General features: G+C 59.4%; 9 protein-coding genes. 1 reads left to right on the top strand and 8 read right to left on the bottom strand.

Annotation, left to right across the window (positions count from 1 at the left end; translation table 11 throughout):
- Positions 1-417: 417 nt before the first annotated feature.
- Positions 418-3,405, top strand: a complete 2,988-nt coding sequence (locus ACESLM_RS23560; RefSeq protein WP_372635087.1) for an ATP-binding protein — start codon at positions 418-420, stop codon at positions 3,403-3,405.
- Positions 3,406-3,489: 84 nt separating this feature from the next.
- Here the strand turns inward: ACESLM_RS23560 and ACESLM_RS23555 are convergent, their stop codons facing one another.
- The 8 genes from ACESLM_RS23555 to ACESLM_RS23520 all read right to left on the bottom strand — a co-directional run bounded on the left by ACESLM_RS23555 (position 3,490) and on the right by ACESLM_RS23520 (position 15,668).
- Positions 3,490-4,047, bottom strand: a complete 558-nt coding sequence (locus ACESLM_RS23555; RefSeq protein WP_372635084.1) for a hypothetical protein — start codon at positions 4,045-4,047, stop codon at positions 3,490-3,492.
- Entirely contained in the window at positions 4,044-4,682 is a 639-nt protein-coding gene (locus ACESLM_RS23550; protein WP_372635081.1) for an SCO family protein, read from the bottom strand. The genes ACESLM_RS23555 and ACESLM_RS23550 overlap by 4 nt, the downstream gene beginning before the upstream one ends.
- 9 nt (positions 4,683-4,691) lie before the next feature.
- The gene (locus ACESLM_RS23545) at positions 4,692-6,335 is read right to left on the bottom strand and encodes a cbb3-type cytochrome c oxidase subunit I (RefSeq protein ID WP_372635079.1); all 1,644 of its coding nucleotides are present in this window, start codon (positions 6,333-6,335) and stop codon (positions 4,692-4,694) included.
- 14 nt (positions 6,336-6,349) lie between these two features.
- Positions 6,350-6,823, bottom strand: coding sequence for a cytochrome c oxidase subunit II (locus tag ACESLM_RS23540; RefSeq protein WP_372635076.1), 474 nt, complete (start codon positions 6,821-6,823; stop codon positions 6,350-6,352).
- A 342-nt stretch (positions 6,824-7,165) separates the two neighbouring features.
- Positions 7,166-8,716, bottom strand: coding sequence for a TIGR02679 domain-containing protein (locus ACESLM_RS23535; RefSeq protein WP_372635073.1), 1,551 nt, complete (start codon positions 8,714-8,716; stop codon positions 7,166-7,168).
- Complete coding sequence (locus ACESLM_RS23530; protein WP_372635070.1) at positions 8,691-12,902, bottom strand: TIGR02680 family protein; 4,212 nt, start codon at positions 12,900-12,902, stop codon at positions 8,691-8,693. The genes ACESLM_RS23535 and ACESLM_RS23530 overlap by 26 nt, the downstream gene beginning before the upstream one ends.
- A gap of 17 nt (positions 12,903-12,919) precedes the next feature.
- Entirely contained in the window at positions 12,920-14,170 is a 1,251-nt protein-coding gene (locus ACESLM_RS23525) for a TIGR02678 family protein (protein ID WP_372635068.1), read from the bottom strand.
- The gene (locus ACESLM_RS23520) at positions 14,163-15,668 is read right to left on the bottom strand and encodes a TIGR02677 family protein (protein ID WP_372635065.1); all 1,506 of its coding nucleotides are present in this window, start codon (positions 15,666-15,668) and stop codon (positions 14,163-14,165) included. Before ACESLM_RS23520 ends, ACESLM_RS23525 begins: the two co-directional genes overlap by 8 nt.
- Positions 15,669-16,164: the final 496 nt, after the last annotated feature.

Below are 16,164 nucleotides of genomic sequence, written 5' to 3'. Positions count from 1 at the left end.
TCCGACTATAACAAGCCCCCTCTCCCGATTACATATCTACAAGTTCAATATCAACCTATAAGTTCATACGGAAGGATAATTTTGTATAAAAAAACCCGACCGTACGTCAAAATGCGTCAAGTCGGATTTTCGCGTATTCGCGCAACGGCATTTCAGCGGGGTCTTGGAGTGTGGCGATGGTTACTAATTTCGACAGAAGGGGACCGTTTCCTGTTCGTTCAGGCTCTGTGCGCGAAAAAGAAGCTGTCCCAGAGCAGGTTCAGAAACTGAAATGACCGTGTGGACCGGTCAAGGTGCCTAAGACCGAGGATTTTTTGTCGAAAATGTTGTCGAAGGAACGGGTTCGCAAGCAGGAAAAACGGGGGATCTCCGAGAATGAGGTATGACCGGACGTATTCATGCAAGGAGAGTGGTGCGATGAGCATCTTATTACGGGATCTGATCATGAATTCCGCGATCTTGATCGCTTTCGCTTTCTTGGCTGGACACTTCTACGCGAGCTACGAGCGCCCCGACTCCTGGAAGTTCAAGCTGTCCGTGGCGGCCGCGCACGGCATCATCTCCGTTACCCTGATCACGATCGGAATCGACGCAAACTTCAACAGCGTCGCGAACGTCCTGGACCTGCGCATGCTCCCCGTCCTGTTGGCCGCTTACATCGGCGGCCCGGCCGCCGCCTTCATCACGGCTTCCATCATTACGGTCTTCCGATCGCTGCAAAACCCCGACGTCTTCTGGTCCGTTCTCGTCGTGATGCACCTGCTGGCGATTCTATGCGGCTGGGTCGTTCGCCGGGTCAGAGGCTTCACCGCGCAATGGAGCGCCATGATCGCGCTCATGCTCGCCAGCTACTTCGTCGTATTCCAATATATCTATCCCGCTCCTCTCTACGATACGCTGACTCCCTTCTTGCTGATCTGCGCCCTTAACGCCTTGCTTATCGCGGCAATCATGAATTTCTTCGACAAACAACGAACGCTGGACCGCCGACTGCGGCAAGCGCAGCAGGACGTGCTGGACATCGTGCGCATGCAGAACGGCTTTTCCTTCAAAATGGTCCGGCAAGGCGATCAGTTCGTCTACTCCATGCTCGGCGGACAGCTTCTGGAGCAGTTGGGAGTACGGCCGGAATACGCCATCGGACGCTCGCCCGAGGAGCTGCTGTCCCCGGAAGCCGCCCAAAGGACCCAGGCGCATCTGGAGAAGGCCTGGCGGGGGGAGAGCGTCAGCTTCGAGCTCGAATCTTCGTCGGGATTCTACTTTCCGGGCAATCTAGCCGCCGAGATTGCGAGCCGGACGCTGCTCGTCACGCTTCAGCCGATCTCCGCCCCCGACGGATACGTGTCCGAGATTATCGGGACGGCGATCGACATCACCGACCGGAAGAAGGCCGATCAGAGACACGCGGAGGAGGAAGCACGGTACCGGACGCTTGTCGAAAGCTCGCACGACTTCATTATCGGCCTCGACAGAGACGGCTCCATTACGTCCGTCAACCGCTCTCTATGCCGGCTGCTGCAGCTTGAGCCGGAGCAAATCCGCGGCCGCCGGTTAACCGACTTCCTGTTCCAGGACCGGACGGACGAGTGGAACGCCGCCGTCGAGATGACGCTGAGCGAAGGGACCTCTCAACAATGGGAGTGGGAGCATGCGGACGGCGAATCGGTCCGTGCTTATTCTTTGACGCTATCCCCCAGCGTTCCGGCCGGATCGGCCGCCTCCGGAGTCACCGCGACCATCCACGATCTCACCGATTTGATCGCGAGGAAGGAAGCCGACAAAGCCAGCGAAGCGAAAAGCCGGTTCCTCGCCAACATGAGCCATGAGATCCGAACGCCCCTGACGGGCATTATAGGCGTCAGCCAGCTGCTGCTGGATACGCCGCTGTCCGCCGTTCAGAGAGACTACGCGAACAAAATCCATTCCTCCTCGCGAACGCTGAACGCGCTGATCAACGAAATTCTCGATTTCTCCAAAATCGAAGCCGGCCAAATCTCGATCGAGTGCGTGCCCTTCTCCGTCGAGGACTGGCTCGCCGAAGCAGCCGACGTCGTCGGAACGTTCATCGGGGAGAAGCCCGTCGATATCGTCTTCGACGTCGCCCCGGGTACGCCGGACCGGCTCGTCGGAGATCCGCTTCGCTTGCGGCAGGTGCTGCTCAACCTGTGCAACAACGCGATCAAGTTCACCTCCCGCGGCTTCGTGCGCGTGTACGTGGAAGCCGTGCCGATCGGCGAGAGCAGCTGTTCGTTGCAGTGCTCGGTGCAAGACACGGGCATCGGCATTCCGGCGGACAAGCTGGCGGGGCTGTTCCAGCCGTTCACGCAAGCCGACGATTCGATCAGCCGACGATTCGGCGGAACGGGGCTCGGGCTCGTCATCAGCAAGCAGCTGATCGAACGGATGGGCGGCTCGATTCAAGTTCGAAGCGAGTCCGGGCAAGGCAGCTTGTTCGCCTTCGAGCTACCTTGCGAGCTGGACGCCGGGCAAGACGCCCCCGAGCAGGCATCGTCGGTGCAGAGCAGCGCGATCGTCGCGGGGAGCTCGGAGATCGTCCTGGCGTCCGTAACCGGAATGCTGACGTCGTTAGGACTGCGCGTCTTCGACTCTCCGAGCCGCTTGCCGCAGGCCGATCTGCTGATCGTCGACTTCTCGCAGGAGGACGCCCGGACCGGCCGCTGGGACTCGCTCGTCGACGCGGCCCGCAAGGCGGGCATCCCCGTGCTGACGCTCGCGAGCGCGCATACGCGCGGCCTCCTGCTTCAGCGCGTCGATGCGGAAGAGCATGCACTTATGCTGCTGAAGCCCGTCAGCCGCAAGCATCTCGCCGAGGCGTTGGCCTCCTGGCGGGAACTGCGCAGCGGCCGGAAGCAGGCCGCCGCTTCGGCGGCTCCGTACCGCTCCGGTCTATCGCCGGAAGCGGCGCCGGATCGTTCCCCCGAGCCATCTCCCGCAGCGGCATCCGGCCATCCTCACGCCCTTAAGGCGCCGGAACGTTCCGACTCGTCCGATCCCGTGCCGCAACCGCCTGAAGGAGCGAGGAGAATTTTGCTCGGCGAAGACAACGAGATCAACCAGCTCATCGTCGTCGAGCTGCTGAAGGACAAGGGTTACGTCGTCGGTGTAGCGGACAACGGTCTCGAAGTGCTCGAGCTGCTCGAACGGGAACCGTGGGATCTGCTGCTGATCGACATCCATATGCCGGTCATGGACGGCTGCGAGACGGTCAGCCGCATTCGGCAGAACCCGCAGCACCGCGCTCTGCCGATCGTGGCGCTGACCGCCGACGCCTTCAAGGAAAACCACGAACTCTATCTCCGCTCGGGAATGACCGATATTTTGACCAAGCCGTTCGATCCCGATCAGCTGTACGGGAAGATCGATCGCTGGCTGGCCGGGAATTGAGCCGGCAAACGCGGCCGTTCAGCCAACCAATTTGAGCGGCCGTTAGAGGTCGCGGTTGTCGATACTCTATATTCAAAAGAGGCGTCATTCATACGCGGAATGACGCGTAAACGCGTGATAGATCATGAAAATGACCATGCAAATCGCCGTCGTCAGGAAGCCCCAGCCGAGCGCGATCTGTTCGAGCAGCAAGTAATTGTTGCAGAGCTGCACGGGAGCGATGACGTACAGCAGCCCCATTCCGGCGAAGAGCAGCGTGAAGCCGATTATGACCGCGCTTTTGGCCGCATAGCCGACTTTGGGCCAGCTGTCTCTCAGCGGCGTGCCGCATAGGAGCGACAGGCTGACGAACTTGAACGCCTCCATTGCGGGGAAGGCCAGCGCCTCGTCCATCGCGCGCGGCAGCATCCAGTATACCGCGACGATCGCGAACAGCAGGATGCCGGGAACGCCGTTGACGTTCCAGCGCTCCCAGAACCGGGGAAAGCGGATTTGCCCGTACTTCGCCATCAGGAAGCCGGAAGCGACCAATAGCGGCATCTGCATATGCATGTGCGCGATCATAAGCGATTCCATCAAGCCGGCCACAGGGGGAAGAGCCAGCAGAATGAACAGCGCAAGCCCGTATACGGACTGCTTCATCCTCCGTTCCCCCTTTCCTGGCCGAGGATTCGGACGACTTCGCTGGCCGCCTCTTCCGGCCGGGTGTAGTCCATCACGTCGATTAGCGTTCCTGCCGGATCGACGAGGTAGAAGGCGGAATTATGCGCGAAGCCGCCGCTCTCGTCGGGGATAACGATGACGCCGAACTCGTCCAGCAGCCGATCTAATTCCGCCCGATCGGAAACTCTGGCCATCCGCCACGTCTCCCCGTCGCTGTCGAAGAACGTCCGATACTCCTCCAATCTCGCAGGGTCGTCCCTGTCCGGATCGAAGCTGACGCTCAGGAACACGATCTCTCGCCCGAGCCGCTCGGCGGGTACCGCCTCGTACACCCGTCCCATATTCCCTTCCAGTTGGACGCATACCGTCGAGCAGGCCGAGTAGAAGAAGGTCAGGAACACGTATTTGCCTTCGAACTCGGAGATGGAGTAGCTTCGCCCCTTGCTGTCCTCGAACGTCGTCTGCGGAAACGTCGGACGGGCATCGAGCAGCCGGTTCACTCTGGCCGACTCCGCGGTATAGGCGGTAAATCCGTCGGTCCCCCAATAAAACAACGCGATTCCGAATAGAAGGACGGCAAACGTCGCAAATGAATTCGGACGAAGGCTCTTCATGCCGACCGCCTACCAGGTGACGAAAGGAGGAGACCCCGGCGGAGCGTTGGCAATAAAGTTGACCAGCGGCGCGACGTAAGCCATTGCGACGAGCAGCAGCATCACTATGATCGTGCGGCCCCAGCGTTCGGTCCAGTACGGGGTGGCTGAAGCGTTCTCTTCGGCTTCCGCGAGCGGAAATTCGGTATGGCCTTTGGGCGCGCGGAACATCAAGTAGTAAGCGGCATACAGTTGAAGAGCCCCTCCGACCAGCAGGAACGCCGCGCCAATCACGACGAGGATCGTATACGGATCCCAGCTGGCCGCGACCGCATGATCCCCGTACGTTGTGTAGGAAGTTCTGCGCGGAGCGCCGAGCAGGCCGGAAATGTGCATCGCAAACGTCATGATCAGCATGCCGATCGTCCAGAAGATCGTCTGGATGACTCCCAGCTTGTTGATGCGCGGCGTCAATACGCGTTTGGAGACGAACGGAATCAACCAATAGCTGATGCCGAAGAAAGTCAGAATGACGGAGGTGCCGACCGTCAGATGGAAGTGGCCGACGATCCACAGCGTATTGTGCACGACCTGGTTCAGCTGGTTCGTCGTCTGTACGATACCGCCCGCTCCTCCGGGAATAAACGCGACCATCGCGATGAACGGGGCCAGAAACCGGACGTCGCCCCATGGCATTTTTTTGAACCATCCGATCAGTCCTTTGCCCCCAAGCTCTCTGCCGCGGCGCTCGAAGACGGAGAACATGGCGTACGCCGTCATCATGGAAGGAATGCCGATGACCAGACTCATGAAGACGTGCATGAATTTCAACGACTGCGACATGCCCGGGTCGATAATCTGGTGGTGGAAGCCTCCGGGAATGTTCGTGATGACGAGGGCGATGATGACGAATCTCGTCAGCACGTCGCTGAACCTTCTTCCGCCGATTACCTTGGGCACGACGACGTACCAGGCGGACACCGCCGTCAAATACCAGATATTGACCAGCGTATGCCCGAACGACCAGAACAGCGTGCGGCTGACCATGACGTTGACCGTCTTCGTCCATCCGAACGCCCAAGGGATCAGCGTCAGCACTTCTACCGTCACGCCGAGGCTGCCGAAGAACAGAAGCACGAACACGCCGGTGGCGAAGAAGGATAGAATCGGGAGATGCTGTCCGCGATTGTTCTTTCTCCAGGTCGCGACTTGAACGAACGCCCCGAACGCGCACATCCACACGCCCAGCACGATAAACACCAAACCGATGTAGAAATAAGGCGAGGCTTTCATTGGCGGATAGAACGTATACATAACGGTAGCTTTGTTCATCAGGACAGGAATGACGACGAACACGAAGCCGACGATTTTCAGCGCGAAGCCGATCCACGCCATTTTCCGGACTTTAGTCAGCAGGCCGCCCAAGGTGTGCGACAACGCCGCGTAGAAATAACCGATCGTGAAAAACGCGGTCAGCACGACGACCAGCACGATGCCATGCGTCGTCAAGGCTTGATAATAAGTGAACCAGCTTGGCATTTCGAACCATCCTGCCCGTTCCGTCGCTTGCAGCAATCCCATGATGCCGCCCAGCAGCAGCGCCGCGAAGGCTACGAACAAATACGTTCTCGACAGGGCCGCGTCCTTCGGCTGGGCTCCCAACAGCTTATTCAATCGACTCGCCTCCTCTATACGACTTTGATGATCGTGCTCATGTACTGGTGGCCGGCTCCGCAGTATTCGTTGCAGACGATCAAATATTCGCCCGCTTTACTGAACTTCTGCGTGATTTTCTGGATGTAGCCCGGCATGACCATCGCGTTGACGTTGGTGCCCGCCACTTCGAAGCCGTGCGTCACGTCCTTGGAAGTCAAAATGAAATGCACGGTCGAGCCCGCGGGAATCTCGATGTCCGCAGGAGTAAAGACGAACGATTCCAACGACAGGACTACTTCGTACTCGTCCTCTCCGATCTTGTACACGCCCGGTTTGTCGAACGGAGCCGTCTCGTCCACCTTCTGCGGATCGATCGTCTCCATATGACTCGGAGGCCCCATATCCAGAGCGAACGTCTGGTATCCGGTGATGAGCATAAATACGACAATCAGGGAAATGCCGCAAACTAACCATATTTCTTCATACCGGTGCATTTTCAGCTTCATCTTAATCCCTCCCTCCGGCTACACTCTCGACATGTACAGACCGAACACCGCAACGAACAAAAGAGCAATAAAAGCTCCAAGCATGAATACGGAAAATAAAGTTCCTTTTTGCGAATGGACCTCATCGTTCCGATCCTCTTCGCGCTTCGGTTTCACGGACTCCATCGCCGAACGCCCCTTTCGATGAATAATGGTTCTGCTGTTATCGTAGCGGATCGGGAATTCGAGTTCGTGATACGAATCACATTAACGGAGAAAAAACGAAAAGCCCCGACAAGACGTCATGAAAACGTCAAATCGGGGCGTACTTCCAAACTTTATGATCGATCGTCCTAGGTCAGTTTAATACAAAGCTTGTTCGACTGCATCGAGCCAGTCGCGCTCCAATTCGTCCACCCACAGCTCCTGATGCAGCTTAAATCCCGCAGCCGCAATAACGCTCCCCAGCTTCGGCTCCCATGGAATGTCGGCAGCTTCAAGGCGCTGCCTCTCCGCCTCCGTAAGCGGAATCCCACGATAGGAATAGCGATTGTAGTGTCCCGAATCCATCCTCCAAGGGCGATAGCGCTGCGGGAAACGCTGCTGCATGCCGATGGCAATCTCCAGTCCCTTAACATCCAGATCTCCCGAATACCATACCTGCGGACCGTCCTGCGCAAGGTTGCCAAGAACGAGCTCGAGCAGCTTCACTACGGCTACGCTCGGCTGCCCGTTTACGCAGACGAGAAGCGGCAGTTCCTCTGCCGCCCGGGCCGGGGCTTGCGTTTTAGTCCAATTTTGCTCGTGCCGCTTCACGGCCGCATCCGTCAATACCGCAAACACGGACGGATTCTCCACCGCGTATACTGCGGAGCAGCGCAGCGTCCCTGAGGACGTCCCCGCCATTCTTTCGACCTGCCGCAGCGTCAGCACCCGTTCTTCCCAGCGCAAGTCCCATCCCGGCGCAAAGATTATCACTTGCGAAGACAGGTCGTCGTCCGCCACGCCTCCCCGGCGATAACCTTCGCGAATCAGTTGAGCCTGCGAGAGGCTCGGTTCGCTGGGCTCCTTTCCAAGCGAATCCTCCTCGGCCTCCATGTGTGTGTCCGAGTAAGCCGCGGAGGATACGAACGATTCCGCCTCGCGAGAATGGAAGCAGGCGACCAATCCCCACCAGAATAATCGCCCCGTCGGATGCTTCCAATCCAGCGCATGGGCGTCGCCCGTCGCTTGCGCGGAGAGGACGGGCAGACGGATCGGCTCCCATTCCGATTGGGGACCGGATCGGGCTTGCGCCTCAGCTAATGCGAGCAGCGCCCGAACGGCATTCGTAAGCCCCTCCTCCGGCCCGGACACGAACAGCTTGCGCAATATCCGCACGCCGGGAGACGTCTCTTCCCGCATGCCTTCCACCCATTCCGCAATCCGCCCTCTGCAAGATAGCAGCTCGCGTTCCGTCTCGTCCGCTTCTCCCGCCTCTCCCTCTTCTCGCGCTTCTCCGCTCGGAGCTTGAACGCCGGATGCGCGCAGCGGCTCCATCGCTTCTCGGATCATCGTCTCCCACGACTCCGCGGACGCCGCTCTCTGCTGGCCGCGCGTCCGCACCTCCGACCCGTACAGAATCCGCAGCAGCTCCGGAATCGACATTTGAAAACGGCTTGCGCGCATTAACCGTTCGAATCGACGTATGGAGTAGCGATAGACAGGCTGGCTTCGATCCGGCGTGTAAGTCCCATAGAAGCCGTCTAGCGCCTCGAACTCTTCCTCCGTCGGACGATTCAGCTCCACATAACCGCGCGGACCGGAATCCGACGCCTCGAACTTCGCGCGGAGCGCGGCAAGGAAGCGGCGAAACCCGGACTGTCCGAAATAAGCCCGTGCAGCCTCCTCAAGCTTCGACTGGGCTTCGGTCATCTTGCTCCTTCTCTCCTCCGTCGGGAATATACTCTCTCGTTTTTCCGTTCCAACGGTAGCGGAACAGCGTAACGAAGCCCGCATCCTTCGGACGGTAAATTTCGCAGATCGACAAGCGCGGCACCGTGTCGTAACAGCCCCACAACACCTGGGAAGTCATCATGTAGTCGAAATCCATCTGCGTGAGCAGGCCGAACAGGTCGCGAATATTTTCGTCATCCACCCCGGCGAAAGCCTCATCCAGCGAAATGATTTTAGGAGCCTCGGGTGCGGCATCCGCGTAGCGGGAATACGTTGCGGCGAACAGCGGAATGTACATCGACATCGCCTTCTCCCCGCCGCTCAGCACGTTGAAGCGGGCATCGGTCAATTCCCGGTACTGCGCCTCGTCTCCCTTCTTGTAGCGCAGGGAAAACTGGAACCATGTCCGGTAGTCCAGCATCTCGTACAGATGCTTGCGGAGCGACTCTCTCTCCTCGGCCGCTCCCTGCTTGGCCCACTGAATCCGGGAACGGAAGTGCGCGATCAGCCGCTCGACCTCCTCGTCGTGCAGCAGATGAGCGTCTCGCCGCAGCAGCGTCACAAGCTCGTCGCTGTTCAGCTCCTGCTCCGTCTGCGCGGCCTTGGGCAGCCATTGCAGCTGCAGCTTCAGCCCGCTCGACGTATTGCGCTCGGCCATCAGCCTGTTCATCGTCTTCATCCACAGCTCCGCGCGCTGAATACGCTGGCGGATAGCTTTGCCGACGCTTCGCAAAATGATTTCCTCGAAGAGCTCTCGATCCTTCTCGCTCAGAAGCTCCTGCTGCTCCGCCAGAATCAGGTTCATCTCCGCAAGCAATGCCGCCGGCCTCATCGGCCTCGTCCGGTCCCGCATCGACCACAGCGCGACGCGGCCTTGCTCGCTGATCTCCGCTTCAATCGCGTATTCGCCCAGAAGATGCTTGGTCGCATTGTATTGATCCTGCAAGATGCTCCCCAACCGCTCCTTGCTCGTACGGGACATGGCCGTCTCGAGCAGGGACACAATCTGCCTGCAAGCCCGCATCAGCTCGTCCCGGCCGCCTTCCAGCGCCTGCGCAACGTTGACCGCAGGAAGCTCGCCGTCCGCCCCGTCAGGCTGCAGCTCGGGAATGAGCTGCAAGCCGAGCTCCTCGCGGAACGCCCGCTCAGATCGCTCCAGCCGCTCCAGCCGTTCGCTCTCCTGCTCGGCCAGCTGCCTTTGCCGCTCGCGCTGCCCGCCGAGACGGCCGGCCAGATCCGCCCGCAGATCGGCCAGGCGCTGCTGAGCTTTCGCTGTCTCCTCGCGGCGGGCGCGAAGCCCGCTGATACGCTCATGCAGATCGCTGATGCCGAGCTCCTCCATCAGCTTGCGCAGCTGGTCAACCTTGACGCGGCAGCCGTACAGCTTGTCCTGCTGCTCGTCGCGCTGCGCCTCCTCGTATTCCGCTTGCTCGGCATAGGCGGCGGCATCGGACGCGTGCTTCTCCTCCTGCTTCGCCGCCTGCGCATAAATGCGCCAGTCAGCGATCAGCTCGGAGACGGTCTCCCGGTAGCTCGAGACGGCATGCAGCGCTTCCCTGAGTGTTCTCGCGTTTTTCAGCCGGCTCCACTGCGCGGTAGCGGCGATCAAATCCCGTTTAAGCTGCGCCCATTGCTCCTGCTGCGCCCGCAGCTCGTCCGCCTTGCGCGCTTCCTGCTCCATATACAATTGGAAGCGGGCCGTCGCATCGTATTGGCGTTTCCAGGCTTCCTTCACTGCCGAATGAAGCTCCTCATGCAGTGGAAAGCGTCCCAACTCCTCGTCGATCGCCGTCATGGACGCTTCCAGCGCCGAGATCCCGGCCGCCAACTCGCCGAGCTGCCGCTCGCCTTCCTCGATCTCGCGGGTTAATCTCGCGATTTCGGCCAGCTTATACTGCCTCCGCGCCTCCTTGCCGATATATTGCGCCCGGCGTTCCCCCGCTCCGATTTTCCCCGTCACCGCACCGAACTGATAATAGTCGCTGCCGACGGTCACTCCTTGCGCCGAGCCTGCGGACAGCGCGCCGGAACCGTCGAACCGCTCTCCCCACGCGAAGGAACGCAGCGCTTCCTCCACGACTCGCTCCGACACGCCGGATTCCTGCGACGGCATCGGCTTCAGCACGTCCGCCAGCGTATACCCCCACTCCAGAGGCGCCGGCGCAATCCACGCTTCCTCGTCCTGATCCGTCGCCCGGCCGATCGCCCCGTCCGGTCTCACCCAGGCATCGAGCAGGCCGCTCGCCAGCAGCGTCTGCTCGATCGAAGCCTGCTCCTGCGGCGTGAGCGAGCCCCGGAACTCGCACAGCTCGAACAGCGGCGCCCCTTGCGCCGCGCCGTAGCCTCTCCGCGTCGCGATGCGCGCCTCGCTGCGAGGCGGCTCCGGCTCGCGGGCGCTTTGCCATTCCCGCTTCTCCGCCTCCAGCTTGCGCACCTCGTCCCCGATCCGCCTGGATTGCTGCTCCAGCTCCAGCTTGCGCACCACCAGCGACTGCTTCTGCCCGTCGGCTTCCACCTTGGCCGGCCGGAGCACCGCTTCCAAGTTCTGATGCTCGTAGGTCAAATCCGCGCTAGCCTCGAACAGAAGCTGAACGGCCCGCTCTCCCAGCTTCAGCTCCCGCAGTCCTTCCTTCCACTCCAGCACGCCTTCCTTCCAGCGATGCAGCGCATCCTCGGCGGAGGCCTCCGCCGTTCTCATCGCCCGCTCGGCTTCGTCCCGCTGCGCCCGCATCCGACCAAGCTCCTTGTCGTATTCGGCGACCCGGCGCTCCGCCTCCTGCTCCTGATCCGCAAGCTTTACAGCCTCCGTCAACCCCGTGCGATGCTCTTCCAAATCCTTGAGCCAGGCTCCCGCAAATGCGGTCTCTTCCGGAGGCTCCGGCATCCAGTAGTGATGGTACACGCCATGATGGCCGAATTCCATGTCGCCGGCCAGGCCCTCCATATGCTCCAACGCATTCGTCTGATTCGTCAATTGTTCCGCCATCTCGGCTTGCGCTTTCTCTCGTGCATGCTGGGCAGCGTCCCGGCTGGCCAGCGCCGAAGCCAGCCGCTTGCGCGTCTGCTCTGCGTAATGCTGTGTTTCCTTCAGTGCCTGCTCGGCCTGCTCCAGTTCTCGCTGCTTCTCCATCGCTTCGCTGCGGGACAGCAGCTCCAGCTCCGAATCGATCGACACAACTTGCTCTCGGGCAGCTTGCAGATCCTCTTGCACTCTCGCTTCCTCATTCAACTCCGCCTGCAGCTGCTTCAACAAGGCGCCGGTCTGGCGATGCGTCTCGTCGCTGGCGGCTTTCGCTTGCAGGAGTCGTTCTCCGCTCTGATACGCGTGATAACGATTGTACTGCTCATAGCTGCGATTCAGCTTCGTCAGCTCCGCTTGATGCAGCTTCAGCTCGTCCAACCGGTCCGCAAGCTGGTCCATATCCTCCATCACTTCGGACAGCGGACGCAGCTCTTCCTCATGCAGCGGCGGTAGCGCCTGAACGAGCACCTCGTAGATCGCCGTCGGCTTCACGTCCTTGGACAGCTTAGGGCTGCGAAGCTGAACGAGCAGCTGCAGCAGATCCGCATAAGCGTCCCGATCCTGGAAGTTAAACAAAGCCCGGTTAACCAGATCGCGATAGGCCCCCTGCTCCTGCACGACTTGACCGCCCGAGCCGATGCTCGTCTCCAGCGACTTGCGATCGAACGGAAATTTACCCGCTCCTTCACGCTCCAGCACCCGATCGTACAGCCAGAAATTATGGTTGACGCGCCTGCCGTCCTCCAGCACGAATCCCCAGAAGCCGATTTGGGCCGCTCCTTTGCGGGCTCTGAGACCGATGCCGATCGTCTTGTAGATCCCTTTCTTCGTATGACGGAATTCCAGCCAAAGGTAGCCGGTTCTGTCCGTGTGCTCGTCCTTCTCCCCCAACAAATAATACTCAATGCGGCGGTCCTTCGACCCGAACGGGTCAAGTCTATGAGGCCGCTTGTCTCCGTCCAGCACGAGCGGCAGGAAGCTCTGCATCGTCACCGACTTGCCCGACCCGTTGGCTCCCCGCAGGACGAGACGACCGTCCTCCAGCGCGAATTCCTCGTCTTCATAGAACCAAAAGTTCAGAATGCCTGCGCGCGACATTTGCCATCGGCCCTGCCGCTGCGCGCTTGTCTCCAGCTCCTGCATGTCCAAGTCTCTCCCTCTCATCCCTTGTCCGTCTCACTTTCATCGAACGAATAATCCGCATTCCAACGGGAGAGCACCGCCGACACGACGAAGCGTTCTCCCTGACTGCCCTCTTGCCGCCGCCACGTACCGAGGCCCCATTCGGACATGTGCGCCGTCAGCGTTTCCGCTAATTCCGCGAGCCCCATCGTACGATGCTCCTTGCTCCAATAGTCCTCGAAATGTCTTTTTAACGCATACACGATACTCTCTATGTCCGTACGAGTCAGCTCGATCGTCCCCTTCTCGGTAACGAACCAGTCCCGCTCTCCCAATCTACGGCGCAGCTCTCCCGCGGACAGCAGCGCCAGATCCGAGACGGCCGCCGCCGTAGGGAACAGATCGCATTCGCCGCTTAGCTCCGGATAGAAAAAATAAAGTCCTTCCCGGTAACGGGTACCCTCCATGCCGAACATGAATTGCATATTGTCGATGATCGTGCGCCGCTGCGTGATCACATAGTACAAATCGTCCGGATGCCAATCCGCGTCCGATATGGCCGGTTCCAGCAGCAGCCGCCGAAACACGCGATGGCGGCGTTTGCGAAGCTCCCCGTCCGCCGTCTCGGGATAGACGATCAGTTCATTGAAGTCGTCCGTCGACCGGTACTGTCCCAGCGGACGCGGAAAATGCCGAAGCACGTACCGCGTGCTCGGAGAGCATTCGTACAGCACATTCCTCTGCCCGCTGTTACCCGCCCATTCGGATTCGTCTCCGTCAATGCCGACAAGCGCGCCAAGCTGCCGCAGCTTTTTCAACGCCCGCACCATCGAGAGCCGATGCTGATAATTTTCCCAATCGACGGACGTCCCTACAGCAGCCATCTGCTCGCCTACCTGTTCCACGATATCGGTCAGCACGAACTGGTCCAGCTCCGTCTTTCCCTCGAGAAACCACAGCGCATAAGTGAAAAACGCATAATCCCGCACTTCCCTAAATTCGGAAATTCCCATCCATGGCTGAGCGACGAGAGGAGACTTGTCCAGCTTGGCCATCGTACGGGTCAGGATGAGCACGAACCCGGTATACTCCGAAAACCAGTCCCTTAATTCGGTATATTGATCTTTAATCCAATAAAAGATTTCCGGATCGGAATCTTTCGTAATCCACGTCCGGTTCAGCAAAGCGTGCGCGCAAGCCCGGCGACGCTCGTTCCATTGCTCCGCGTCCGCCCGCTTGCTTGTCCGCATTCTGCGGATCGCATAAGACGTCGTCCCGCCTTTAGCCACGCGCAAACTCCCCTCTCGTCACTTCAATTCGGTAGTTCGGCATCGACAGATCGCCGTCCTCGCAGCGGAGCACCGCCGTATCGTCCGGCTCCGGCTTGCTCACCGACACTCTGCACCCGTCCGCCGTAACGAACGTCCGCGACTCGACCGCCGAGCAGCGGCCGATCCACTGAAGCAGCCGCATCCGCTCCTTCCCGTCCACCCGGAGCAGCTCGTCGATCCGGATCGAGCCGTAGCCGAGCATCCGTTCCGTAAAAGCCTGCTCCTCGGCAAGCAGCTCGCGAACCTGCTCCCGGTGCGCTTCCCGCTTCGCGCCGTGGCTGCGCATCGGCTCGGAGGCTCCCTTCAGCACGCGCCTGCGGCTGCGGGTACGGATCAGCCGAATATTCGGCGGCTCCTCCCAGGTGGAAGCGTCCGCCCGTTCCGTCTCGCGGCGGTCTTCGCCCTGCAGATGGCGGGCCGGAAACAGCCCGAACGCATAGGCGGCAAAACGATGCGCCTCCTCAAGCGTGTCCATCGCCGCGAACCTCTCCGCGACCAGCTCCAGATCCAGCCGCCTGCTCGCCCCGCCGCGCCTGCGCTCCTGAAGGCGCACCGCGCTGCGTACGACTTTGGCGATCGTGTCCTTGGTCGCCTTCTCCAGCAGCGTAAGCTCGCTGACGTTGGCGGCGTCTCCCGCGAACCAGCGCATCAGGTTGCTCCAGCCTTGCCGGTACTCGCTCATCAGTTCCTCGGCCGATTTCCCTTCCTCCAGCCGCGGCTTGCGCAGCTCGTCCGCTGTCACATGCGACAAATAAAGCTCGGCAAGGGTCGGAGAGATTTGCTGCAGCTGGCCCTCGATCTTGTACGCATTGCGTTGGAGACTCTTTACGAAATGCTGCAAATAGTTGACGAGATTTTCCTTCATGGCCAGAAAACCGTCCGTCGCCATCATCTCTTCCGCCTGAATCGAGTTCATGCTGGCGATGAAATCAGCGGCATTCTCGTGCATCGTCTTGAACGCCACGTAGAGCTTCTCCCAATTGTGCAGCGCCTCGCCTTCCCGCATTCCGTCTGCATTTACGCGAATTTGCTGAATACACTCCGCTATCGTATCGAAGTAGGTCGTCTCTAGCGAGCCGCCGTACCCTTTCACCTTCTCCAGCGCTTCAAGCATCCGCTCGATCTCGATCGCATACGGAGTCAGCAGATATTGGCTCTTCTTGCGCATATATTCCTCAAGCGACAACGCCCTCCCGCCATCGTGACGGGAGGCCAGATTGCCCCAGCTTTTCAATTGCTCCAGATCCGAGACGCACTGCTCAAGCGTATAACCATCTATGACGTCCCAGTCCTGCACGCCCTCGAAGATTTCTTCCGGCTTAAGCCAGTATTTGAGCCGCTGATACTGCAAATAAACATACCTCATAATCGCACGATAACGGGCCACGTTGATCGCATTCAAGTAGTTCAACTCGGCCACCGGCCTAAGCGCCGACGCCGTGATCCTCTCGTCCACTACGACATTCCCTCCACTGACAGATGGGTTTTTATTTATTTTACCATAGCGAATAAACACGAATTAACACGAATTTGTTGCCAAGGTCGAACAGGCCACCCGAGAGTCGGATGACCTGAAATTGATTCAAATAAAATAAGACCAGCGCAAGGCGGCTCCTAGTCAGAACCACAACACCAGTCTTGCAAAAAAACTTAACGTTTCTCGGCGAAAAAGTCAACTCCAGTTCGAAAAATCAGCCGATTGCGAGCCAACAACATTCTGCTCAATCTATTTTCGAATCAAAGCGGCTCATAAAATCAGCAGTTGAATCCCTTCTTCGACTTTTGGAGCTTAGGCGGAACCGATGCCGCGGGGCCAAGGCCAAAAAAGTGCCTCCGCGCTACACAAGCCGCGCGGCTAAGGCCAAAAAAGTCACTACTCATGCATCAAACCTAACATGAAAAATTACTCGCCATAATTACCTATATTAGGAATATTATGATTGCTTTTTCGT

Source organism: Cohnella sp. (assembly GCF_041641335.1).
Classification (GTDB): domain Bacteria; phylum Bacillota; class Bacilli; order Paenibacillales; family Paenibacillaceae; genus Cohnella.
This window is presented reverse-complemented; position numbering and strand designations above follow the sequence as displayed.

Excerpts from the sequence above, each read along its gene's own strand:
- ACESLM_RS23560 (WP_372635087.1), top strand. The coding sequence starts at position 418 with ATGAGCATCTTATTACGGGATCTGATCATGAATTCCGCGATCTTGATC.
- ACESLM_RS23555 (WP_372635084.1), bottom strand. The coding sequence starts at position 4,047 with ATGAAGCAGTCCGTATACGGGCTTGCGCTGTTCATTCTGCTGGCTCTT.
- ACESLM_RS23550 (WP_372635081.1), bottom strand. The coding sequence starts at position 4,682 with ATGAAGAGCCTTCGTCCGAATTCATTTGCGACGTTTGCCGTCCTTCTA.
- ACESLM_RS23540 (WP_372635076.1), bottom strand. The coding sequence starts at position 6,823 with ATGAAGCTGAAAATGCACCGGTATGAAGAAATATGGTTAGTTTGCGGC.
- ACESLM_RS23535 (WP_372635073.1), bottom strand. The coding sequence starts at position 8,716 with ATGACCGAAGCCCAGTCGAAGCTTGAGGAGGCTGCACGGGCTTATTTC.
- ACESLM_RS23530 (WP_372635070.1), bottom strand. The coding sequence starts at position 12,902 with ATGCAGGAGCTGGAGACAAGCGCGCAGCGGCAGGGCCGATGGCAAATG.